Origin of the sequence: Rhodanobacter sp. FW102-FHT14D06 (assembly GCF_043950705.1) — a bacterium.
In the GTDB taxonomy this organism is placed as follows: Bacteria; Pseudomonadota; Gammaproteobacteria; order Xanthomonadales; family Rhodanobacteraceae; genus Rhodanobacter.
This window is the reverse complement of record NZ_CP170722.1, coordinates 3,134,595-3,155,737: the sequence shown is the minus strand read 5'-3', so window position 1 is coordinate 3,155,737 and position 21,143 is coordinate 3,134,595. Positions and strand designations below refer to the sequence as shown.

Below are 21,143 nucleotides of genomic sequence, written 5' to 3'. Positions count from 1 at the left end.
CCAACGATCCGGCTGTTTGCGTCCGGTAATCGGACGCGACATCGTCGGTGCAGCCGTGCCCGCACAGGGTTGGTCCATGCCTCGTGGGTGTTGAATCGCTCCCACCATTCTCGCCTCGCCGCCGTACATGCTTGGTGGATTCCTGTTTCGCATCATCATGGCGTGATGGGCCAGTTGCCCGCAGACGATTCGCTGCCCTCGCGCGACTCCATGATGGCCCTGGTCATGAGCATGACCCGGGTTGCGATAGTCGTGACCGTCGCCACCACCATGAGCATCTTCGGAACCAACCTGCTCTCGTTTTTCACCACCGACCTGAGCAACGGTATCAACCAGATGTTCACCGGTGACAACACCCCCGTGGCACAAACCATCGACGACAACCTGGCGTGGACCCAACTGGCGCTTGCTGCGATTGATACGGTGCAAGTCGCCCCGGGCGACACCGGGACCGTCGATCAGAAGAACCACGCGTTACTGATCGCCGGCCTCGGCACCTCCAGCGCGCCAATGGCCGCCGCCGCCATGCTGTTGCTTTACAAGTTTGCCTTGGCCCTCTTCATCGGGCTCGGACCGTTGTTCATCATGTGCCTGATTTTCGAGCAGACAAAATCACTATTTCAACGATGGCTGCTCTACGGCATAGGCACCATCTTCTCCATGGCTGTGCTCGCCTTCGTGAGCTCACTAGTCCTGCAACTGTCCTTGCGCGTGGCGGCCGCACTATGGAGCGCGAACATCATCAACACCATCACCGGCAACGGCGCCGAAGGCTTCTCCACCCAGGCGCTGGAGCAAGGCGGTGTTGGCCTGTTGCTCACCGTGCTGATCATTTCCGTGCCTCCCATGGCCGGCATGTTCTTCCAAGGCACGTTAGGAAATTTCTACTTCAACTCGGCTTTTGCCTACGGCGGCGGCAATCGGCAGGGGCCGAATGGGCAGCTGCAGTCGGGGATGGGGGGTGGGGGATGGGGACACCAAACTTTGCAGGCCAATGCTGGACAAAGCGTACCTGCTCAAAGAGCCGCTCTTACAAACAGTGTCAACACCCGCCATTGGACGGGCCAAACATATAGTCAACAACCAGATGCCGTAAGACCTGCCCCTCCACCAAGCTCTGGGGCTTGACTATGAAATCCGCTTCCATATGTGGGCTCTTGCTGGCTCTTTTGTTGATGTGCGCGGAAATCGTGCATGCACAGGCCGCTTGCCCTCCTGACATGATTCCCTACGGTACGGGACAGGGTCAAAATATGTGCGGGCCAGACGACAGTCAACAGCAACCCACACAGCGGCAATCTCGACCGAACCCAATCTGGGTCGACAAATTCGGTGCAATTGCAACGGATATACCCCACGACACTGGAGGTGCTTCAGTCAACGAGGCGGATCGAAGCAGCGCGGAACAGGCGGCGATTGCCAATTGCAAGTCCAACGGCGGCGTGACCTGCACAATCGAAATCTGGTATGTCAATCAGTGTGTCGCGCTGGTCGGGGGCGACACCGGACATAACGCCAAAGCGGGCCTGACCATCGACCTCGCCACGCAGGCCGCCATGAAGGTGTGCAACGCGTCCGATACCCATTGCCAGGTTACCTACACAGCCTGCAGTCCGCCCGTGCGAGTGCAATAATCATGAAGCGCAACTACCTATTCAGCCTGCTTGCCCTGTGCGCCATCGCGTCGGCCTGCCAATCCGCGCAGTCACCCAACACGAGTGTCACGCCCCCAGCCAGCACAGTTGATCAACCGGCGACCGTCGCGTCGACTACAAAGTCAGCCGCAATCACGGCGAAGGTCTCGCCTGCGGCATCAACCGGTACGGCCTCCCCGTCGACATCCCCTGCCATCGGACCCGGACTGACCGAAGGCATGGCCTATGCCGACTTTCACAGCGCACTGTTCAACCAGGGTTGGGTCCCCGTGGTCGACAAGCAGTGCATGGCAAACGTCGTGGGCGGTAATTACAAGACGCTTTGTGCGACGCATCCTAACGCGATGTGCAACGCATGCCAGCAGATGCCGGAATTGAGTAGCTGTGGGTCAGGAGGTGTCTGCCTGATGCGCTTCCACCATCCCGGCAGCAACAAGAACCTGGATGTCGGCACGTTTGGCGAGATCGGCGACTGGAACGTCCACGGCGGCCATTCCCAGATTTTCGTCACCGGCTGGACCGTAACGCCCGCCGTCACCCATTGAGCGGTGATGCACTCGCGCTGATCTGCACAAGGAGTTTCCCATGGCCAATCCCCTGTTGGATCTGATGACCCAAGGCGAATCCGGCGCTGCAGGCTACAACGCCTACAACCGCGGTACTTACATGGGCGCAGACCACAAACCGCACATCCGGGGTGCCGACGGCGCCATCGACTTCTAGACGTTGACTTTGGGTCAGGGCAACGAACAACAGCATGCCAACGCCCAGGCGCCTGAGCGCCTGAGCGCCTGTTTGCCTGTTTGCCTGTTTGCCTGTTTGCCTGTTTGCCTGTTTGCCTGTTTGCCTGTTTGCCTGTTTGCCTGTTTGCCTGTTTGCCGTGGGCAAATACCAGATCATCCCGACAACGATGGACGCAGCGATCGACACCTTGCACCTGGATCGCAAACAAGCATTCACGCCCGCGTTGCAGGACAGGATCTTTTCCGAGTATCTAATTGTCGACAAACGTCCCGAGGTCCAGGGGTACATCACCGGCCAGCCGGGCGTCACGCTGGAGGCGGCCCAGCACAGTCTGTCGCAGGAGTGGGCCAGCTTTGGCGACCCGCAAAACGCGGGTCGCAGCCATTACCCGCCGCCCAACCACGCCAGTATCACCCTGGCGCAATCCGAAAGCGTCCTGAACCAGATGCGCGCCTCGTATCAGAACGATATTGGCCGAGGTCTTTCGCCGGCCGAAGCGTGGAAAGACGTGACTGCCAGCAACCACGCGCAATCGTCATCGCGGTCCCACAACGCAGCTTCATCCCAACACCTGGCGCAACAGGGTGACTACAGCACCGCTGTCCAAACCGTGCAGTTCAACCTGATCGCGCTGGGCTATCGCGATACACAGGGACCACCTGTCAAAGCCTCGCCGACGGCGTACATGCCACCGAGCACGCACTGTCAGAAGGCGTCCAGGCTACCGAACGTGCCGCGCATGAAGCGGCGAGCCGGGCGGCCCATGCCTTTGACACCTTGACCTCAGGCAAATGGTTCAGCGGCGCGTCAGTCGCCGCTCGCCCGCGCCTCGATCATCCCGACCATCCCGACCACGCGCTGTATCAGCAAGCGCGGAGCGGCGTGCACCGGCTTGACGCAGAGATGCACCGCACACCTGACCAGCGCAGCGACAACCTCGCCGCCGCCCTCACCGTCGAGGCGCGTCGTAACGGTCTGACACGCATCGATCAGGTTGCACTGAGCGGGATCGGCGAGCGTGCCTTTGCGATGCAGCACGGTGCGCATGCGCCCATGGCGCATGTACAAACTGCCGACGCGGTGCAAACCTCGATCGCGAACAGCAGTGCGGCGTGGGCGCAGGCCGCTCAGCAGGCAGTCGCTGTGAAAGCCCCGCTGCAGGAAGTGCAACCTCCGCAGCAGGCGGAACAGGCGATGGGCCGATAGCGAGTGACGGCAATGATGGCCAGCGTGATGGGCGATGGAGCGTCGTGGAACTTCGGCGTGCTCTCGACGTGCCCGCGCCGTAAGGCAAATACGAGGTGGTGGCTGACCTACGCCGCCTGCGTGATCACCGGCCAGCCGTCCGCAAGCAGCTTCCTGTGGTTGCGTCCCTCGATGATGGCCCTGGTCATGAGCATGACCAAGGTCGCCATCATCGTGACCGTCGCTACCACCATGAGCATCTTCGGAACCAACCTGCTTTCGTTTTTCACCACCGAACTGAGCACCGGCATTAACCAGATGTTCACCGGTGACGACACCCCGGTGGCACAGACCATTGACGACAACCTCGCTTGGACCCAGCTAGCACTGGCCGCCATCGATACTGTGCAGGTTTCCCCCGGCGACAGCGAGGCCGTCGACCAGAAGAACCACGCGTTACTGATCGCCGGCCTCGGCACCTCCAGCGCGCCAATGGCCGCCGCCGCCATGCTGTTGTTGTACAAGTTCGCCCTCGCCCTCTTCATCGGCTTGGGTCCATTGTTCATTCTTTGCCTGATCTTCGAGCAGACCAAGTCGCTATTCCAGCGCTGGCTGCTTTACGGCATCGGCACCATCTTCTCCATGGCTGTGCTCGCCTTCGTCAGCTCGCTGGTGCTGCAACTGTCCCTCCGCGTAGCCGCGGCACTATGGAGCGCCAACATCATCAACACCATCACCGGCCAAGGTGCGGAAGGTTTCTCGACCCAGGCGCTTGAACAAGGCGGCGTCGGCCTGCTGCTGACGGTGCTTATTATTTCCGTGCCGCCGATGGCGGCGATGTTCTTCCAGGGGACGCTGGGCAACTTCATGTAATGACCCAGTGATTTTCTGCTCAGGTGCTACCTTTTACGGAGAGCACGATGAGCCAAGTGATGGAAGAAGAGATCAAGCGTTGGACGGCGCGACGGAAGTCGGCGCTGGTGCTGGAAATCATCCAGGGCAAGACGACGGTGGCCGAAGCCAGCCGGCAGTTCGACCTGACGCCGTCGGAGATCGAGAGCTGGGTCGAGGACAGCAAGCGGGGGATGGAGAACGCCCTGCGGGCGAAGCCCGAGGACGTCCGGGAGCAATACGAGCGCCAGCTTAAGGACCTGCAGGAGGCGTACGGCGAGGCCATGCTGGAGTTGCGCGCCCGAAAAAAATTGCAGTCCCTGTTGGGCAAGGACGAGACCTGATGGTCTCGATCCAGCAGGGGCTGCGGGACGATGGCTTCGAGGTCTCGATGGTGAAGCTGTGCCGCTGGTTCGGCGTGGCACGGCGGACCGTGTACTACCAGCCGACCAAGGCGTCGCCGAAAGTCCGGTCGGAGCTGGCGGAGCCGATCAAGGCGCTGATCGAGGAGGAACCGTCGTTCGGCTACCGGACGGTGGCGGGTCTGTTGGGCATGAACAAGAACACCGTACAGCGCATCTTCCAGCTGAAAGGCTGGCAGGTACGCAAGAGATCCGTCGGCTGCCGCCCCCGAATCCAGGCACTGCCTTCGGTGGCGCAGGTGCCGGACGAACGCTGGGCGACCGATCTGTGCCGGATCTGGGGCGGACGCGACGGCTGGCTGACCCTGGCGCTGGTGATCGACTGCTATACCCGGCAGCTGCTGGGCTGGCAGCTCTCGCGCAGCGGCAAGGCCAGCACCGCTGCCGCGGCACTGGAGCAGGCCTTGATCGCCCGGTTCGGGACTCTGGGCCAGGTGCAGACGCCGTTTCTGCTGCGCTCCGACAATGGCCTGGTGTTCACCAGCCGCGATTACACCCGGCTCGTGCGCAGCTACGGGCTGCGGCAGGAGTTCATCACGCCGCACTGCCCGCAGCAGAACGGGATGGTCGAGCGGGTCATCCGCACCTTGAAGGAGCAGTGTGCGCATCGCCATCGGTTCGAAAGCCAGCAGCACGCCAGCCTCGTGATCGGCGACTGGATCCAGTTCTACAACCACCGGCGTCCGCATCAGGCGCTGGGCATGAAGACACCCGCTGAGGCTTATGCTTTAGCGGCCTGACCTGAGCAGAAACCGCTAGGTCATTACAAAACTGAAGGAACTTGGCTACCACGATGCCGACGGCAACTCACTCGAGGCCGATGGCAGCTTCGGCCCCCATACCCGAGCAGCCGTCGAAGCATTCCAACGCGATCATCAGCTGATAGTCGACGGCGAGGTCGGTCCGAGAACGTTGCACGCACTCGAGCAGGCCGTTCAGCAGAAGTCGCACGACGAAACCGTGCGGTTGGACGACCTGCGTCACCCTGATCACGCGTTGTATCAGCAGGCACTGACTGGCGTGCAACACATCGACGCAACGATCGGGCGGCGCCCGGACACGCGCAGCGAGAATCTGGCCGCCGCGCTGGCTGTGGCGGCGCGCGAGCAGGGTTTGCAACGTATCGACCAGGTCATGCTGAGCGAGAACGGCACTCGCGCGTTTGCGTTGGAATATGGTTCTTTTGCGCGGATGGCACATGTGCAAACCGCGGAGGCGGTACGCACATCGGCCTCCGAAAGTAGCGTCATGTGGGCAGAAGCAAACCACCGGGACATGTGTCACACGACGGTGGCGCAGCCGATGCCGGTGCCTCAGCCCGTGCCACAGGCGATGGGGCGCTAACCCGCTCCCGCCGGGTTGCGTGCCCGCGGCCCGATCGCTTCGGGCGGGCGCGCACCTTCGGCAAGGGCGGTGAGCCGGTCCAGCTCCACGGCTGAAAACCCCGCCTTTCCCCGTGCCGCGTGATTGAACGGCCCGCGCAGGTCGACACCCATGTACTCGCGGATCAGGCCGAAGAAGGTTTCCACCGGCTCGATGCCGTCGCGTTCGCAGCAGTGGTGATACCAGCGCGTGCCGGCGGCGACGTGGGCGACTTCCTCGCGCAGGATCACCTCCAGGATGGCGACGGTGCCTTCGTCGCCCAGCTGGCGCAGGCGCTCGATCATGCCCGGCGTCACATCCAGCCCCCGGGCTTCGAGCACGCGCGGCACCAGGGCCATGCGTGCGGTGTCGTTGCCGGCGGTTTTCTCGGCCATCTGCCACAGGCCGTCGTGGGCGTCGAAATCGCCGTAGACGTGGCCAAGCTCGGCCAGCCGCGCGGACAGCATGGCGAAGTGGCGTGCCTCGTCGTGGGCGCAGCTGGCCCAGTCGCGGTAGTAGGCGTGCGGTTTGCCGCGGAAGCGGTAGACCGCGTCCCAGGCCAGGTTGATCGCGTTGAACTCGATGTGCGCCACCGCGTGCACCAGGGCCACGCGGCCTTCGACACTGCCCAGCCCACGCTGCGGCAGCTGGCGCGCATTGACCAGCCGAGGCCGCACGGGACGGCCGGGCGGACCGATCGGTTCGGGCGCAGGCGATGACGCATCGGCCTGCAATTCGCCGCGCTCGAAGGCGCGCCACGTCTCACGCGTCAGACGCAACTTCTCGTCGGGCTCGCTGGCGTCAAGGCAGGCTTTGGCGGCGGCATGCAGATCGGACATGGGTTTCCCTGCAGGAGCGCACCCTGTGCGCGACGCTTTTCCCGAATCCCGGCAGAAAAGCATCGCGCACAAGTGCGCTCCTGCGGTTTACACGGCGCGCCGCGCAGCCTTGGCGTCGTCGGAGCGCAGCATCTGGATCTGTTCCAGGTACTGGTCGTCCAGGCCGGTGACGTATTCGCCGGAGAAACACGAGGTATCGAAGTGCTCGAGGTTCGCGTTGCCGTCGCGCACCGACCACTCGAGATCCTTGAGGTCCTGGTAGATCAGCCAGTCGGCGCCGAGCAGCTTCTCCACTTCCTGCTCGGTGCGGCCGGCAGCGACCAGCTCGCTGGTCGAGGGCATGTCGATGCCGTACACGTTCGGGTAGCGCACCGGCGGAGCGGCGGAGGCGAAGTAGACGTTCTTCGCCCCGGCATCGCGCGCCATCTGGATGATCTGCTTCGAAGTGGTGCCACGCACGATGGAATCATCCACCAGCAGCACATTCTTCTTGTTGAACTCCAGGTCGATCGCGTTGAGCTTGCGGCGCACCGACTTCACCCGCTCGCCCTGCCCCGGCATGATGAAGGTGCGGCCGATGTAGCGGTTCTTGACGAAGCCCTCGCGGAACGGCACGCCGAGCACGCCGGCCAGCGCGCTGGCGGCGGTGCGCGCGGTGTCGGGGATGGGGATTACCGCATCGATGCCGTGGTCGGGGCGCTCGCGCAGAATCTTCGCGGCCAGCTTCTCGCCCATGCGCAGACGCGCCTTGTATACCGAGACGTCCTCGATCATCGAGTCCGGCCGCGCCAGGTAGACGTACTCGAAAATGCACGGCGTGTGCACCGCGCCCTCGGCGCACCGGCGGCTGTGCAACTGGCCCTGGTCGGTGATGATCACCGCCTCGCCCGGCATCACGTCGCGCAACCGCTTGAAACCCAGCACGTCCAGCGCCACCGATTCGGAGGCCACGGCGTACTCGTGCCCTTCGGCGGTAACGCGCTCGCCCAGCACCAGCGGGCGGATGCCGTGCGGGTCGCGGAACGCCACCAGGCCGTAACCCAGCAGCAGCGCGATGCAGGCGTAGCCGCCGCGGGCGCGGGCATGCACGCCGGCCACGGCCTTGAAGATGTGGTCGGGAGTCAGCTCCATGCGGTCCTGGATCTGCAGCTCGTGCGCGAGCACGTTGAGCAGCACCTCGGAATCGGAATCGGTGTTGATGTGGCGACGGTCGCCTTCGAACATCTCGCGCCGCAGTGCGTCGGTATTGACCAGGTTGCCGTTGTGCGCGAAGGCGATGCCATACGGCGAATTGACGTACAGCGGCTGCGCCTCGGCCGAACCTTCCGAACCGGCCGTGGGATAGCGGCAATGGCCGATGCCGATGCGCCCGCGCAACTCGCCCATCGCGCGCTGGCCGAACACGTCGCGCACCAGGCCGTTGCCCTTGTGCAGGCGCAGGCGCGAGCCCTCGACCGTGGCGATGCCGGCCGCGTCCTGGCCGCGATGCTGCAGCACCGTCAAGCCGTCATAAAGCGCCGACGCCACTTCCGTGGTACCGACGATGCCGATGATTCCGCACATGATGGATGGCCTGTTTCGGGAATGCTGATTCTATGGTTGCCGCGCGGGCGGCGGCGTGCTGGCGGCGCTGGCCGGCGCAGCGGGAGCGCCTTGCCGTCCGGAAATGGGGGCGTGCAGCCGCTCGCTCAAGCCGTCCACCCGCTTGAGCAGTTCGGCCGGAGCCACGCGATCGAGCAGGCTCGGCGCTGTCGACGAGCCGGCCGGCCCGTGCGGCAGCACCGGCGCCGACTTGAGCTTGTCCAGCACTGCATCGGGATGCAGGTGATCGCCCACGCTGGCCGGGATGTTCTGCCCCAGCCACGCTGCGGCGCCCTGGAACTGCGGCAGCAGCACCGATTGTTGCCACCACGATTCGCGCGTCACCGCAGTAAGTCCCACCAGGAAAACCAGGATGGTGACCACCAGTGCGCCACGCACGAAACCGAACAACACGCCCAGCAGTCGATCGATACCGCTCAGGCCGGTGCTCCAGATCAGCCGTCGGGCGGCAAAGCGCACGAGCATGCCCAGCAACAGGATGCCGAAGAAGCAGATCGCGTAGCCGAGTCCGATCCGCGCCATGGGCAGCGAGATCGAATTCTGGAACAAGGCCGCCACATCCGGCCCGAACACCGCCGCCATCCAGAAGGCGGCGATCCAGGTGGCCAGCGACAACACCTCCGCCACCAGTCCGCGCATCAGGCCGATCAGCACCGACAGCGCAAGGATGGCCAGAATGATTCCGTCGAGCCAGTTCATCCGTTCAACCGGCTCGCACGGGCGCCGCGCCCGGCATATGACTGCGTCGCCGGCGTACCTTCATCACCGCGGCCGCGGTGTCGTTCAGGGCACCGAAACGACATTGCCGTCGATGCCCAGCTTGGCCTTGATCTGGTCGTGCACGCGCTGGGCATCGGCACGCTGGGTCTGCGGGCCGGCGCGCACGCGCCACAGGGTACGGCCACCGGACTGCACCGAGTCGACGAAACCGTCGAAGCCGGCCGCGCGCAACTTGTCGCGCAAGGCGGTCGCGTCGGCCTGGCTGCTCACCGCCGCCAGTTGCACCGCCCAGCCGCCGGCCCTGGCGGCATGGGTGGCCGTCGGCGTGGTGCTCGTGGACGTCCCCGCGGTATCGCCGCCCTGCTCCACCTTGGCCGGCACGCCGGGAATCGCCTGGGTGATCTTCAGGCGCGCCGCCTCGGCGGTCGTGCGCGTTTCGAATGGACCGGCGGTAACCAGCGTGCGCGACTGCCCGGCCCGCGTGATCACGCGGCCCGATACCGGGTAGCCCAATGCGCGCACCCGGCTCTGCAACTTTGCCGCGCCACTGGCGCTGGCGTAGGCGCTGAGGTTGATCGTGTAGCTGCCGTGTGCCGCAGCCGCCGTGACCGGTGCCAGCGCGGGTGCGGGCGTCGGCTCGGCCGGTTTGGCCGCCGGCCGGGTCGGCTCGCTGGCCGGCGCGGGTTTCGCTGCGACCGTGGCTTTCGGCGTCGGCGCGGCACCCGTGTCGCGCTGCGGGATCACCGGTTGCGCCGGCGAGGTGCCGCTGCCGGTCGTCACCGTGGTCGGCGCGGGCGTCCGGCCTGCCTGGGGGTCGAGTTCCACGTCGCGCGGGCGGTTCGAGTCGATGGTGACCGTGGCGATGCGGTCGCCCGACGCTGCGGCGGTCGCCGCGGTCGCCGCGCCGGCCGGCACGCTGGCGGCGGCGGACGGGTCGAGGCTCATCGTCCTGGTTTGCAGGTCGCGGTCGGGCGCAGGCGGAATGGCCAGGCTCACTGAGCGGTCACCGCCGGGGGTGGGCGGGCTGTCGGTGAAGAACATCGGCACAAAGATGACCGCCAACGCTATCAGGACGGCAGCTCCCAGCAGGCGTGTTTTCAAGTTTTCGCTCCCAGGCGGCGAACGCGATGCGCAATATGGCGATTATACCTGCCGGCGCCCGGCGCCATGCGGCGGCTCACGGCGCATGTTCAGCCATCACCGCGCTGGCGACGAAAAACGAGCCGAACGCCAGGATGCAGTCGCCCGGCTGCGTGGCCTGGCGTGCCGCAGCCAGTGCGGCAGCCACGTCGGGATGGGCGTCGAACGATGCTTGCGGCAAGGTGGCTTTCAGCTTCTCGGACAGCGCCGCCACGTCCATGCCACGCGGCGAAACCTGCTCCAGCCCGGCCAGATGCCAGTGCGCGATGCGCGCACCCAGCGCGCCGATCACCCCGGCCACGTCCTTGTCGGCCAGCGCACCATAGACGGCATGCACTGCGCCGTGCGCCGATGCGTCCAGCCACTCGGCCAGCGCCCGCGCGGCCTGCGGATTGTGGCCCACGTCCACGAACACCGGCGGCTCGCCGCCCAGCGCCTGCAGTCGCGCCGCGATCCGCACGTCGTGCAGGCCGGCGCTGGCCGCGGCGAACAGGGTGCTGGGCGAGAACGCCTCGTCGCCCAACGCATGCAACGCAGCGATCGCGGCGGCGGCGTTGGCGTGCTGCACCGGCGCGGCGAGATAGGGATCGGGCAACTCCATCGCACTGCCGTCGCGGTGGCGCCAGCGCCAGCCGTCCTCGTGACGCTCCACGCTGAAGTCGATGCCGGCGCGCTCGACCTGCGCGCCGCGTTCGGCCAGCGCCGCAAGCAGGCCGTCGGGCGGGTCGAGCTGGCCCAGGATCGCCGGCCGCCCGCCGCGCGCGATGCCGGCCTTCTCGCGGCCGATGCTGTCACGGTCGGGGCCCAGCCATTCCATGTGGTCCAGATCCACGGTGGTGATCACGGCCACGTCCGCATCAATGATGTTGACTGCGTCGAGTCGGCCGCCCAGCCCCACTTCGAGCACCGCCACGTCGACACCTGCGCGGGCGAACAAGTCCACCGCCGCCAAGGCGCCGAACTCGAAATAGGTCAGCGGAATCTCCGCGCGCGCCGCCTCGATGCGTTCGAACGACTCGATCAGCGCGGCATCGGTGACCGGCACGCCGTCGATGCCGATGCGCTCGTTGTAGGCCAGCAGATGCGGCGAGGTGAAGGCGCCGACGTGCCAACCGGCCGCCTTCAGCATCGCCTCCAGCAGCGCCACGGTCGAACCCTTGCCATTGGTGCCGGCCACGGTGATCACCCGCGGCGCCGGCCGTGGCGCGCCCATGCGCTGCCATACCTCGCGCACGCGATCGAGCCCCAGTTCGATGGTGTGCAGGTTGACGCGATCCTGATAGCTCAACCACTCGGCGAGGGTGCGGGGCATGAACGGGTTACTCGATGAACAGGCGAAGGGGTCGCCCATTGTCGCCGAACCCGGCGCAGGAACGCACCGATCAGACAGCCGGCACTGCCCTCACAATCCCGCGCCACGCAACCGCAGCGCGTTGCTCACCACCGACACCGAACTCAGGCTCATCGCCAGCGCGGCGATCATCGGCGACAAGGTGATGCCGAACCACGGATACAGCACGCCGGCCGCCAGCGGCACGCCGACGGCGTTGTAGACGAAGGCGAAGAACAGGTTCTGGTGGATGTTGCGCACGGTGGCCTGCGACAACCGGCGCGCGCGCACGATGGCGCCGAGCTCGCCCTTCACCAGCGTTATCTGCGCGCTCTCCATCGCCACGTCGGTGCCGCTGCCCATCGCGATGCCGACATCGGACGCGGCCAGTGCCGGCGCGTCGTTGATGCCGTCGCCGGCCATCGCCACGCGACGGCCTTCGGCGCGCAACGCGTTGACCACGGCGGCCTTGTCGGCGGGCGAAACGTCGGCATGCACCTCGTCGATGCCCAGCGTGCGCGCCACCGACTGCGCGGTGGTGGCGTTGTCGCCGGTGAGCATCACGATGCGCAGGCCGGCGGCATGCAGCGCCTGGATGGCGGCGGGCGTGTCCGGCTTGATGCGGTCGGCTACCGCCAGCAGCGCGGCGAGACTGCCGTCGACGGCGAGGAACATCACCGTGGCGCCGTGTTGGCGCAGTTGTTCCGCGCGAGCGTTGGCATCGTCGCCGATGGCGGCATGCGACTCGGCCATCAGCCCGGCATTGCCCAGCGCCACCGTGCTGCCATCCACCGTCGCGCTGACGCCGCGCCCGGTCAGCGAGCGGAACTCCGTCGCCCCCAGCTTCGGCACGCCTTCGGCGTCCGCAGCCATCACGATCGCCCGCGCCAGCGGATGCTCGCTCGGCCGCTCCAGCGCGGCGGCCAGCGCCAGCAGGCGTTCGCGCGGCCGGTTGCCGAGGATCACCAGCTCGGTCAGCGCCGGCTTGCCCTCGGTCAGCGTGCCGGTCTTGTCCACCACCAGGGTGTCGATGTCGCGCAGGGACTCGATCGCGCCGGCGTCCCTGAACAGCACGCCGTGCTGCGCACCGCGCCCGCTGGCGACCATGATCGAGATCGGCGTGGCCAGGCCCAGCGCGCACGGACAGGCGATGATCAGCACCGACACCGCCGCGATCAGTGCATGCGTGAGGCGCGGTTCCGGCCCCACCATCGCCCACGCGGCGAACGCCAGCACGGCCACCACGACCACCGCCGGCACGAACCACGCCGCCACCTTGTCGGCCACGCGCTGCAGCGGCGCGCGGCTGCGCTGGGCGGCCGCCACCAGGGCCACGATCTGCGCCAGCATCGTCTCGCCACCGACCTTCTGCGCGCGCATGGTCAGCGCGCCATCCTGGTTCACGGTGCCGCCGGTGAGCGCATCATCCTTCGCCTTGGCCAGCGGCATCGGCTCGCCGGTGAGCATCGATTCGTCGACATGGCTTTCGCCCTCGATCACCACGCCGTCGACCGGCACCTTCTCGCCGGGGCGCACGCGCAGCACGTCGCCGGCCTGCACTTGCTCCAGCGGCACATCGGCCTCGCTGCCATCGACGGCAATCCGCCACGCGGTTTTCGGCGCCAGCCCCAGCAGCGCCTTGAGTGCCGCGCCGGTGCGCCGCCGCGCGCGCAGCTCCAGGAAATCGCCCAGCGTGACCAGGGTGACGATCACCGCCGCCGATTCGAAGTACACCGCGACGCGGCCATGCATGTCGCGGAAGCCGTCGGGGAAGATCCCCGGCAGCACGAACGCCACCGCGCTGTACAACCACGCCACGCCGGTGCCCAGCGCGATCAGCGTGTACATATTGGGATGCCACGGATTGAGCGAGCGCCAGCCGCGCACGAAGAACGGCGCGCCGCCCCACAGCACCACCACGCTGGCCAGCACCGCCTCCACCCACACGGCCACGCCATCCCACGGCGCAGGCAGATGCCAGCCGAACAAATGCGGCCCCATCGCCAGCAGAAACACCGGCAAGGTCAGCGCCACCAGCCACTGGAAACGCCGCGTCATCGCCAGCAGCTCGCCGCCGTCGTCCTCGCCCAGCGAAGGCATCATCGGCTCCAGCGCCATGCCGCACTTCGGGCAATGGCCGGGGCCGACCTGCTGCACTTCCGGATGCATCGGGCAGGTGTAGATCGTGCTGGCCGGTGTGGCCGGCGCGGGTTTGCGTTCACCGAGGTATGCGGCCGGGTCGGCCACGAATTTCTCGCGGCAGCGCGCGGAGCAGAAGTAGTACGGGTGGCTGTCGTGTTCGGCGCGGTGCTTCGCGGTGTGCGGGTCCACGCTCATGCCGCAGACCGGGTCCTTCGCCAGGTGTGCGCCATGCGCAGCCGCGTGTGAGGCGTGGTCATGATGGTGCGCCGCAGGCTGGGCCAGGTAACGCGCCGGTTCCGCCTCGAACCTGGCCTTGCAGCCGCCGCAGCAGAAATGGAAGGCCTGCCCGTCGTGCACCGACTGATGTTTCGACGTGGCCGGATCGACCGTCATGCCGCAAACCGGGTCAATCACCGCCGAAGGCGTGTTGTCGCCACCGTGGCAGCAGGCATGCGCGTTCATGGCGACACCTCGTCACCGCTGAGCGCGCGCAGGATCGGACATTGCTCCGGCTTGCCGTGCCCCGGACACGATGCCACCAGCTCCGCCAGGCCGTCGCGCACACGCTGCAGCTCGACGATGCGCTGCTCGATCGCCGCCAGCCGCTTCTGCGCGCGCTGTTTCACCGCTTTCACCCCGCGCTGGCGATCTGCCGACAGCGCGAGCAGTTCGCGGATCTCTTCCAGCGTGAAGCCCAGATCCTTGGCACGGCGGATGAAGCGCAGCTGCGTCACCGCGCCCTCGCCGTAACTGCGATAGCCGGAGGCACGCCGCTGCGGCTCGGGCAACAACCCTTCGCGCTCGTAATAACGGATCGTGTCGATCGCCACGCCGACGCGCCTGGCGACGGCACCGATGGTCAGGGAGGAGGCTTGCGTGTTCATGGGCATAGTCTAGACCTTGGATCAAGGTCTAGAGTCAAGCATCAGCTTCCCTTTCGTCGCGACATTTGCGACAACTCTCCCGTTCCATTCAGATCCACGACATCATCGCTACAGGGGAAAACGCATGAAGCATCTCGTTCACGGCCTCGTCGCCGTCTTTGTCCTTGCCCTCATCTCAGGCTGCGCAACCACGCGCACCCAGATGTCGCTCGACGTGCCATCGCCGGGTTCAGCGGTAGTCAGCGGCGGCAAACCGGTGGTCATCGACGCCATCCATGACGTGCGCGTGTTCGAAACCGATCCGGACGACCCCAGCACGCCATCCTTGAAGAAGGGCGCCAGCTACGCGCTGGATGCAACGCAACGCAAGCAGGCCATCGCGCGCAAGCGTGGCGGCTTCGGAAAGGCATTCGGCGACATCCTGCTCAAGCCCGGTCAGAACGTGGAGTCGGTGACCCGGCAGTTGTTGACCAATGCATTTGCCAGCCGCGGCTACAGCGTCGTGGATGCAGCCAGCGCCCCGGCGAATGCGCCACATGTCAGCGTCGACATCCGCCAATTTTGGGCGTGGTTCACGCCCGGGTTCTGGAGCGCCAGCATCGAGGCGAAGCTGGACACCTTGCTCAAGATCGACAGCCCGCAGGGGCATCGCCAGGTGACCGTGAAGGGATACGGCCACAACTCCATCCAGGTCGCTCGCGAAGCCAACTGGCAACTGGCCTACCAGCGTGCATTCGAGGATTACCTGAAACAGTTCGCCGACGCCGCCAACAACAACGGGCTCTGAGTCAGGCGTAAAAGCCATAAGAACGCCATCTGCGTCACTGGAGGACAGGAAGCGGCGTGCATACGCGCCGCGTGAAGGTGTTGAACCCCTCTCCGCTCGGGAGAGGGGTAGGGGCGAGGGGCGGCCGAAGCGCGCGCTGGGAACCCCGAACCCTCATCCATCGCTTCGCGCCATCTTCCCCAGGAGGGAGGTGAAGTGCTTGCCCGCCGAAGCAAGCTGTCCTCAGATCACTAAGACAGCTGCTCGGCCTACATCCTCGTCTTCCCTTCTGAACTCGATATCCGGTCAATCCTTGCGCACGAACCCCTCGCCGCTCCAACCCTCGCTGCCCACGCCGTGGTGGACGAAGAACAGGCCGTCGGGATCGTAGCGGCGCTTCACGGCGAGCAGCTTCGGGTAGTGGGTGCCCCAGAACGCGGCCTGCCAGTCGCGCTGGAAGTAATCGCTCTCGGAGACGTAGGCGCCCGCGTTCGGCGCGACCTTGCGCAGGGCGGCCATCGCCGTGCCGATGCTGGCGGCGGCGCGCTGCGCCTCCGCCATATCCGGTTTCGGCATGCCCGGAAAGGCTGGTGCACCGCCGCCGGCGATGATCGCCAGCGCAAACGCATCGAGCACTTGCGGGTTGGTTGCGGTGTCTCTCGCTGCGGCGATTTCCGCCGCGGGCGCGCCGGCCAAGCCCTTGTTGAAATGCAGGCCCACGCTCCATTCGCGCGCGGCGTCGAACAGCGCATCGACCAGTGCACCCTGGCGATCCTCGTGCAGCAGCGTGGCCGGCAACCACGCCGACTGGTAGGCGTGCAGGAACCAGGCCGCCTCCCCCACATTGGTCGCCCAGTAGGCATGGTGCTTCGGCGCGCCGGGCCGGTTGTCCGCCACCATCACGCCGGGCGCATTCTGGCGCATGAAATCCACGTCCCACATGTGCTGCGCCGGCATCGCGAAGATCTTCATCGGATCGGCGTAGCGATATTCCGCGCGCGCCTTCACCCAGTCGAGGAACGGCGCCCAGACCTTTTCCATCTGCGCCTGGTCCAGCCCATGGCACAGCATGCTCAGTTCCAGCTTGCGGCCGCTGAAGCCCATCTGCTCGCCCCAGTGCGGATTGAACAGGTCGCTGCGATAGAACGCGATCGCCCGGGCGATCAGCGTGCGATAGGCGGCATCGGTGGTGGCCTCGATCGTGCCGAACACGCCACCGAAGAACGCCGGCAGCTCGCGCGTGCGCAGAGTCAGGCGCGTGACCACGCCAAGGCTGCCGCCGCCGCCACCCTTGAGGCCCCAGTACAGCTCCGGGTTGGTGCAGGCGTTGGCGATGCGTACCTGGCCGTCGGCGGTGACGACTTCGGCTTCCAGCAGGCCCGCCGCCGCGGTGCCGTAATGCTTGGAGAAGCTGCCGAAGCCGCCGCTCTGCACCAGCCCGGCCACGCCCACCGTGGTGCAGCCGCCGCCCTGCACGTAGCGGCCGCCCCTGGTGGTTACCGCGTCGTAGGCGTCGATCCACATCGCGCCGGCGCCGATGCTCACCGCCGGCTGTGCAGCCTGCTTGCCCGCGCAGCCGTGGCCGACGAAGGCGTCGTGCAGGGTCACGTCGTGCATGTGCCGCGTCCACACCAGCAAGGAGTCGGGCGCGTTCGAGGTGCCCTGGTAGCTGTGGCCGCCGCCTTTCACGACGAGCCGCAGATGATGCCGACGGGCAAAGTTCACCGCGGCGACCACATCGGCCGCGCTCTCGGCGGCCACGGCGTACGTGCTGGGCTGCGAGGCCCAGGCATCCAGCCAGCCGCTGGTCTGGGTCAGCGCGGGGTTGTCGCCGACGTAGAACGGATTCTTGATCTGCGCCAGCGCCTCGGCCCGGGCGGCGGCAGTCGCCCCCGGCGCGAATGGCGATTGCAGTTTCAGCAGGCGTCCGCCGACCTGCTGTCTCAGCGTTTCCCAGGCGTCGGCGTCCGGCCACGCCGGATCACCCGGCCGCACCCGGCGCAGCAGTCGGGAAAGATGGTTGCGGGTACCGGCCAGCGCCCGGGCGACCGGCGACAGCGCCAAGGGCAGGAGCGTTGCGGCGACAGCGGCCTTGAGCAGATCGCGGCGGTTCATGGGCGTTCCGATGGTGGGGTCGAGGGCTCCATCTTGCAGCGCCTCCGGCCGCGCTGTCGCCCGCCAGGTGACGGATCGACCCGTCACGGGGACGGACGGCAGGGCTGCGGGGACGGGTCGCGGGGCTTTGCGTAGAATCGCCGGATGAACGAACGCCCCGGCCTCAGCTTCGACGATTTCCAGCGCTGGCGGCGACCCATCGAAGTCGGCTTCTGGGTGGCCCTGGTCATCCTCAACGCCGGATTCAATGCGCTGGTTGCGCTGACCGATCATCCCGACGTGGACACCTGGAAACCCTGGGTGTGGGAGTTCAGCAGCGCCCTCCTGATCCTGGCGCTGATCCCGTTCGTGATCGCGCTGGAACGCCGTTGGCCGTTCCGCGTCGATACCTGGCGGCACAGCCTGCCGCGCCACCTGCTGGCCACGGTCCCGTTCAGCCTCATCCATGTCACCGGCATGGTGGCGCTGCGTCGGCTCTGTTACGCGCTGGTCGGTTCCCACGACCAGTTCGGCGCGCACTACGGCTACGAGTATCTGAAGGACATCCGCACCTATTTCGTCATCATCGCCCTGCTGTGCCTGTCGCGCCTGTGGCTGATCCGCTGGCAGGGCGAGGCGCGCTTGCTGGCCGCCCCCGACGAGGGACAGCCGGCCGAACCGGTCGAGCGGCCCGAACGCTTCCTGGTGCGCAAGCTGGGGCGGGAATTCCTGCTCAATGCCAGCGAGGTCGAATGGCTGCAGGCCTCGGGCAATTACGTGAACCTGCATGTGCACGGTCGCGACTACCCGCTGCGCAGCACCATGGCGGCGATCGAGGAGCGGCTGGACCCGGCGCGTTTCGTGCGCGTGCACCGCGGCTATTTCGTCAATCTCGACTACCTCGCCCAGATCGAGCCCTTGGATACCGGCGACGCCCGCCTGACCATGCGTGACGGTGCCACCATCCCCTGCAGCCGACGCCACCGTGCTGCCTTGCGCGAGCGTTTCGGCGGCTGAGCGGGCGACAGCGCGGTGCGGGCGGAATGGGCTACGCTGGGCAGACCGGTCGGTCATCAAGGGGCAACAGATGAATACACGCATCCTCGGCGGCATCGCGCGGGCGCACAGGGCGTCGACCGTGCTGGTCATCGCCGCACTGCTGGCATGGAGCCTGCTGCAAACCGCCACCGCGGCCACCCCGGAGCAGTCGCGCTGGGAGCGCCAGGCGCAGGCGGTGACGATCACCCGCGACGACTGGGGCATCGCCCACGTGCACGGCAAGACCGATGCGGACGCGGTGTTCGGCATGGCCTACGCCCAGGCCGAGGACGACTTCAACCGGGTCGAGACCAACTACCTGATCGCGCTGGGCCGGCTGGCCGAGGCGAAGGACGCCGACGACTCTGCGCTGTGGCAGGACCTGCGCCAGCGCCTGTTCATCGATCCGGCCGAGTTGAAGAAGCTGTACGCGCAAAGCCCGCGCTGGCTGCGCCAGCTGATGGACAGCTGGGCCGACGGGCTCAACTACTACCTCGCCACTCATCCCGACGTGCACCCGCGCGTGCTCACCCGTTTCGAGCCGTGGATGGCGCTGTCCTTCACCGAAGGCAGCATCGGCGGCGACATCGAGCGGGTGGAGCTGGCACCGCTGAAGGCGTTCTATGGCAGCCCGGCCGACGCGCCGCTGGCACAGGTGCACACGCAGCCCAGCTGGATCGAGCCGACCGGCTCCAACGGCATCGCGATCGCGCCGAAGCTCACGGTCGATGGTCACGCGCTGCTGCTGATCAACCCGCACACCTCGTTCTTCTTCCGCTCCGAACTGCAGATGTCCAGCGACGAGGGGCTGAATGCCTACGGCGCGGTGACCTGGGGCCAATTCTTCATCTACCAGGGCTTCAACCCGCACGTGGGCTGGATGCATACCTCGACCGGCGTGGACGTGGTCGACGAGTTCGCCGAGACCATCGTGCACCGGGACGGCAAGCTGTTCTACCGCTACGGCAAGGAACTGCGGCCGGTGACGTCACGCCAGATCACCTTGTCGTATCGCGACAAGAGCGGCGCGCTGGCGCAGCGCACGTTCACCGCGCACTTCACCCATCACGGCCCGATCGTGCGCGAGGCGGACGGCAAGTGGATCGCCGAAGCACTGATGAACAAGCCGATCCCCGCGCTGGAGCAGAGCTGGCTGCGCACCAGGACGCATGATCTCGCCAGCTACATGAAGGTCGCCGAGCTGAAGGCGAACTCGTCCAACAACACCTTGTTTGCCGACGACAAGGGCGAGATCGCCTTCCTGCTGCCGCAATTCGTGCCCAGGCGCGACAACCGCTTCGACTACACCAAACCCGTGGACGGCAGCGATCCGGCCACCGACTGGCAGGGCCTGACGCCGCTGGACCAGCTGCCGCAGGTGGTGAACCCGCCCAATGGCTGGACCTTCAACACCAACAATTGGCCGTATTCCGCCGCCGGCGCGTACAGCCCGAAGCAGGCCGACTACCCGCGCTACATGGACACCTTCGGCGAGAACCCGCGCGGCCTGCACGCGATCCGCCTGCTCACCGACATCAGGCAGGTCACCCTGCCCTCGCTGATCACCGCCGCGTTCGACTCCTACCTGCCCGCGTTCGCGCGCCAGTTGCCGATCCTGATCGCCGACTACGACGCGCTGCCCGCCGACGATCCCCTGCGCGCGAAACTCGCCGGGCCGATCCAGTTGCTGCGCGACTGGGACTACCGCTGGGGCATCGCCTCGATGCCGACCTCGCTGGCGGTGTTCTGGGGCGATACGCTGTGGGACGAAGTGAGCAAGGCCGACACCGCCGAAGGCCTGTCGATCTACGACCGGATGGCCGCCAAGGCCGGCGCCAAGGCGCGCCTCCATGCGCTGGTCGAAGCCTCCGACCGGCTGACCCAGGACTTCGGCAGCTGGGGCGTGCCGTGGGGCGAGATCAACCGCTTCCAGCGCATCAACGGCGACATCGTGCAGAAATTCGACGACGCCAAGCCCAGCATCCCGGTGCCTTTCACCTCCTCGCGCTGGGGTTCGCTGGCCTCGTTCGGCGCGCATCGCTGGCCGGGTACCAAGCGCTACTACGGCACCGGCGGCAACAGCTTCGTGGCTGCCGTCGAGTTCGGGCCGAAGGTGCATGCGCGGGCGATCACCGCCGGCGGCGAAAGCGGGCACCCCGATTCTCCGCACTTCAACGACGAGGCGGAGCGCTACACCACCGGCAACCTGCGCACCGTGTACTTCTGGCCGGAACAATTGAAGGGCCACACCGAACGCAGCTATCACCCCGGCGGGTAAAAGCTGAACGGCAACGACGGTCGAGCACATAACCTTGTCATCGACCTGGTT

General features: G+C 66.5%; 21 protein-coding genes. 13 read left to right on the top strand and 8 right to left on the bottom strand.

Features of this window, described 5'->3' with window-relative positions; translation table 11 throughout:
- The first annotated feature begins 165 nt into the window (after window positions 1-165).
- The 10 genes from ACFCQI_RS14080 (at window position 166) to ACFCQI_RS14035 (ending at window position 6,241) form a co-directional block, all read left to right on the top strand.
- Window positions 166-1,128 carry a type IV secretion system protein gene (locus ACFCQI_RS14080; RefSeq protein ID WP_395117685.1) on the top strand — a complete coding sequence of 321 codons (963 nt, stop codon included), beginning with the start codon at window positions 166-168 and terminating at the stop codon, window positions 1,126-1,128.
- A 2-nt stretch (window positions 1,129-1,130) separates the two neighbouring features.
- Window positions 1,131-1,634 carry a DUF4189 domain-containing protein gene (locus ACFCQI_RS14075; protein ID WP_395117683.1) on the top strand — a complete coding sequence of 168 codons (504 nt, stop codon included), beginning with the start codon at window positions 1,131-1,133 and terminating at the stop codon, window positions 1,632-1,634.
- A 2-nt stretch (window positions 1,635-1,636) separates the two neighbouring features.
- Entirely contained in the window at window positions 1,637-2,200 is a 564-nt protein-coding gene (locus ACFCQI_RS14070) for a hypothetical protein (RefSeq protein ID WP_395117681.1), read from the top strand.
- A gap of 40 nt (window positions 2,201-2,240) precedes the next feature.
- Entirely contained in the window at window positions 2,241-2,378 is a 138-nt protein-coding gene (locus ACFCQI_RS14065) for a hypothetical protein (RefSeq protein WP_395117679.1), read from the top strand.
- A gap of 157 nt (window positions 2,379-2,535) precedes the next feature.
- Window positions 2,536-3,180: a hypothetical protein gene (locus ACFCQI_RS14060; RefSeq protein WP_395117677.1), complete on the top strand. Its 645-nt coding sequence runs from the start codon at window positions 2,536-2,538 to the stop codon at window positions 3,178-3,180.
- A complete protein-coding gene (locus ACFCQI_RS14055; RefSeq protein WP_395117675.1) occupies window positions 3,177-3,605 on the top strand; it encodes an XVIPCD domain-containing protein in 429 nt (142 codons plus the stop codon). Before ACFCQI_RS14060 ends, ACFCQI_RS14055 begins: the two co-directional genes overlap by 4 nt.
- A gap of 12 nt (window positions 3,606-3,617) precedes the next feature.
- Window positions 3,618-4,457 (top strand): type IV secretion system protein, encoded by an 840-nt coding sequence (locus ACFCQI_RS14050; protein ID WP_395117673.1) that lies wholly within the window; start codon window positions 3,618-3,620, stop codon window positions 4,455-4,457.
- A 47-nt stretch (window positions 4,458-4,504) separates the two neighbouring features.
- The gene (locus ACFCQI_RS14045; protein WP_395117671.1) at window positions 4,505-4,819 is read left to right on the top strand and encodes a DUF1153 domain-containing protein; all 315 of its coding nucleotides are present in this window, start codon (window positions 4,505-4,507) and stop codon (window positions 4,817-4,819) included.
- Window positions 4,819-5,637: an IS3 family transposase gene (locus tag ACFCQI_RS14040; RefSeq protein WP_395117669.1), complete on the top strand. Its 819-nt coding sequence runs from the start codon at window positions 4,819-4,821 to the stop codon at window positions 5,635-5,637. The genes ACFCQI_RS14045 and ACFCQI_RS14040 overlap by 1 nt, the downstream gene beginning before the upstream one ends.
- Before the next feature lie 22 nt (window positions 5,638-5,659).
- Window positions 5,660-6,241 (top strand): XVIPCD domain-containing protein, encoded by a 582-nt coding sequence (locus ACFCQI_RS14035; RefSeq protein ID WP_395121366.1) that lies wholly within the window; start codon window positions 5,660-5,662, stop codon window positions 6,239-6,241.
- Here ACFCQI_RS14035 and ACFCQI_RS14030 read toward each other — a convergent pair.
- The 7 genes from ACFCQI_RS14030 to ACFCQI_RS14000 all read right to left on the bottom strand — a co-directional run bounded on the left by ACFCQI_RS14030 (window position 6,238) and on the right by ACFCQI_RS14000 (window position 14,916).
- Window positions 6,238-7,098: a ferritin-like domain-containing protein gene (locus ACFCQI_RS14030; protein ID WP_395117667.1), complete on the bottom strand. Its 861-nt coding sequence runs from the start codon at window positions 7,096-7,098 to the stop codon at window positions 6,238-6,240. The genes ACFCQI_RS14035 and ACFCQI_RS14030 overlap by 4 nt on opposite strands.
- Before the next feature lie 87 nt (window positions 7,099-7,185).
- Window positions 7,186-8,661 carry an amidophosphoribosyltransferase gene (purF, locus tag ACFCQI_RS14025; protein WP_395117665.1) on the bottom strand — a complete coding sequence of 492 codons (1,476 nt, stop codon included), beginning with the start codon at window positions 8,659-8,661 and terminating at the stop codon, window positions 7,186-7,188.
- Window positions 8,662-8,691: 30 nt separating this feature from the next.
- Window positions 8,692-9,399, bottom strand: coding sequence for a CvpA family protein (locus tag ACFCQI_RS14020; protein WP_395117663.1), 708 nt, complete (start codon window positions 9,397-9,399; stop codon window positions 8,692-8,694).
- An 84-nt stretch (window positions 9,400-9,483) separates the two neighbouring features.
- A complete protein-coding gene (locus ACFCQI_RS14015; RefSeq protein WP_395117661.1) occupies window positions 9,484-10,521 on the bottom strand; it encodes an SPOR domain-containing protein in 1,038 nt (345 codons plus the stop codon).
- A gap of 76 nt (window positions 10,522-10,597) precedes the next feature.
- On the bottom strand, window positions 10,598-11,872 hold the full coding sequence (gene folC, locus ACFCQI_RS14010; RefSeq protein ID WP_395117659.1) for a bifunctional tetrahydrofolate synthase/dihydrofolate synthase: 1,275 nt from the start codon (window positions 11,870-11,872) through the stop codon (window positions 10,598-10,600).
- Between the two features lie 90 nt (window positions 11,873-11,962).
- The gene (locus tag ACFCQI_RS14005; RefSeq protein WP_395117657.1) at window positions 11,963-14,494 is read right to left on the bottom strand and encodes a heavy metal translocating P-type ATPase; all 2,532 of its coding nucleotides are present in this window, start codon (window positions 14,492-14,494) and stop codon (window positions 11,963-11,965) included.
- Window positions 14,491-14,916, bottom strand: a complete 426-nt coding sequence (locus ACFCQI_RS14000; RefSeq protein WP_395117655.1) for a heavy metal-responsive transcriptional regulator — start codon at window positions 14,914-14,916, stop codon at window positions 14,491-14,493. The genes ACFCQI_RS14005 and ACFCQI_RS14000 overlap by 4 nt, the downstream gene beginning before the upstream one ends.
- Before the next feature lie 124 nt (window positions 14,917-15,040).
- Between ACFCQI_RS14000 and ACFCQI_RS13995 the strand changes: the two genes are divergently transcribed.
- The gene (locus ACFCQI_RS13995; protein WP_395117653.1) at window positions 15,041-15,703 is read left to right on the top strand and encodes a YajG family lipoprotein; all 663 of its coding nucleotides are present in this window, start codon (window positions 15,041-15,043) and stop codon (window positions 15,701-15,703) included.
- Between the two features lie 285 nt (window positions 15,704-15,988).
- Here ACFCQI_RS13995 and ACFCQI_RS13990 read toward each other — a convergent pair whose 3' ends face one another.
- Complete coding sequence (locus ACFCQI_RS13990) at window positions 15,989-17,797, bottom strand: FAD-binding protein (RefSeq protein ID WP_395117651.1); 1,809 nt, start codon at window positions 17,795-17,797, stop codon at window positions 15,989-15,991.
- Window positions 17,798-17,941: 144 nt separating this feature from the next.
- Here ACFCQI_RS13990 and ACFCQI_RS13985 point away from each other — a divergent pair, with 144 nt between their 5' ends.
- Both ACFCQI_RS13985 and ACFCQI_RS13980 read left to right on the top strand, forming a co-directional pair.
- Entirely contained in the window at window positions 17,942-18,793 is an 852-nt protein-coding gene (locus ACFCQI_RS13985) for a LytTR family DNA-binding domain-containing protein (protein WP_395117649.1), read from the top strand.
- Between the two features lie 70 nt (window positions 18,794-18,863).
- The gene (locus ACFCQI_RS13980) at window positions 18,864-21,092 is read left to right on the top strand and encodes a penicillin acylase family protein (RefSeq protein ID WP_395117647.1); all 2,229 of its coding nucleotides are present in this window, start codon (window positions 18,864-18,866) and stop codon (window positions 21,090-21,092) included.
- The last annotated feature ends 51 nt before the right edge of the window (window positions 21,093-21,143 follow it).